Source organism: Endozoicomonas sp. SESOKO4 (assembly GCF_024606275.1).
In genome coordinates, this window is the sequence record NZ_JAHHPS010000252.1 from 1 (window position 1) to 1,909 (window position 1,909).

Below are 1,909 nucleotides of genomic sequence, written 5' to 3' on the forward strand. Positions count from 1 at the left end.
ATTGATCGGGTGTTGATGAGAGTGGATCACCAAGGCCGGAATGGTTATTTATGCAGTCCATAGTTCGTTTCTTAAAAGTTGTTGTTTTCGCCGGTTGACAGGGATATTCGAAATTGATTCTGTGGCTTAGAGTCGGTTTAAGTATGAAAGTTCATAACATTGATGTCAGTGAAACTATTCATTCTTAGTTCAGTGATTTGCACCTTGTCATCGCAACGGATAGTCATCACTTGGCCATCGCTGCTGAAGGAGGCTGATCCGATCGAACCATTATGGGAAATGCTGGCTTTTTCTACCCATGATCCATCGCTCTGTTGGCCATAAACTTTCGCCTTGCCATCATGACTGGCAGTGACCACATGGCGGCCATCGACGCTGAATGTGGCTGAGCGGACCCAATCTTTATGGGAAATGGTGGTTTTTTCTATCCAGGATCCATTGTCTTCCTGGCTGTAGATTTTTACAGTGTTATCTTCACTGCGGGTGATCAGATGGCAGTTATTGGGGCTGAAGGTGGCTGAATAGACACGATCCTTATGGCGAATGATCGCTTTTTCTTTCCATGACCCATCGTCTTTAAGACCGTAGATTATCGCACTGCCATCGTCACTGGAGGTCATCAAATGGCGGTTGTCGGCGCTGAATGTCACTGAGTTGATCTTTTTATCATGGGAAATGGTGGCTTTTTCTTCCCTTGAACCATCGGCCCCCAGGCCATGGATTTTCACCTTGTGATCTTTACCAGCGGTCACTAAATAGTGACCATCGGCACTAAGTGTGGCTGATAAGATACAGTCGTGGTAAGTACTGGTTTTTTCTACCCATGACCCATCGTCCTTCTTGCTATAAATTTTCACATTGTGATCGGCACTGAGGGTCACCAGGTGACGACTATCGGGGCTGAAGGTGGCTGATATGACTTTATCATCGTGGTGAATGATGGCTTTTTCTTCCCATGACCCATCGTCCTTCTGGCCATAAATTTTCGCCCTGCCATCATTACTGGCGGTCACCACACAGCGACGATCGGCGCTGAACCTGGCTGAGTTGACTTCGTTGTCATGGGAAATAGTGGCTTTTTCTACCCATGACCCATCGTCCTTTTGTCCATAAATTTTTGCCTTGCCATCTCTGCTTCCTGTCAGCACATGGAGGCCATCGGCGCTGAAGGTGGCTGAGTCGACACAGCCGCGATGGGAAATAGTGGCTTTTTCTACCCATAACCCATCGTCCTTCTGGCCATAAATTTTTGCCATGCCATCGTAACTGTGGGTCACCATATGGCGGCTATCGGGGCTGAAGGAGTACCTTTTGACCACTTCTTCATGGGCGATAGTGGCTTTTGCTTCCCATGATCCATCGTCCTTCTGGCTGTATATTTTTACCGTTTTATTGTCAATTGCGGTCATCACATGGCGGCCATCGGGGCTGAAGATAGCTGAGTTCGCCCTGCCATTACCGGGGAGGATGGCTTTTGTCTCTAATTTGAATTTTTTACATTCAGACATCAATTTAGTGACAGTGGAAAGGTACAGTGCAGGAAAATAAATACTCGGTTGGCGATCTATGATTGACTTGATTAATGCCTCATCCCCGGTAAAGCGCCTCAACCAACCCTTGAGTTGATCTTTATCTTTTGTAGTAACGATTGTCTTTAAAAGAGCCTGATGTGATGGAGAAAACCGGCGATACCACGCCCTTGCTATTGAAGTATCATTTATGAGTATGTTGTTAAGGTATGAATTTGCCCGTGTTAAACCGGTAATATCATGGGCCTGCAAATAGGAATAAATTTTGGATTGTATCTCCACTGGTAAATCGAGCAATAATGAAAGCTTTTTCTTGTCACGTACCATGACGTTCCTGCCCATAGCGGTACCACTGGTTCTTTCTGATCGAGCTTGATCCG

General features: G+C 46.1%; 1 protein-coding gene. It reads right to left on the bottom strand.

The annotated features are described in order from the left end of the window. Positions 1-137: 137 nt before the first annotated feature. A partial coding sequence (locus KDK16_RS04545; RefSeq protein ID WP_257274888.1) for a WD40 repeat domain-containing protein occupies positions 138-1,909 on the bottom strand: 1,772 nt, incomplete at its 5' end.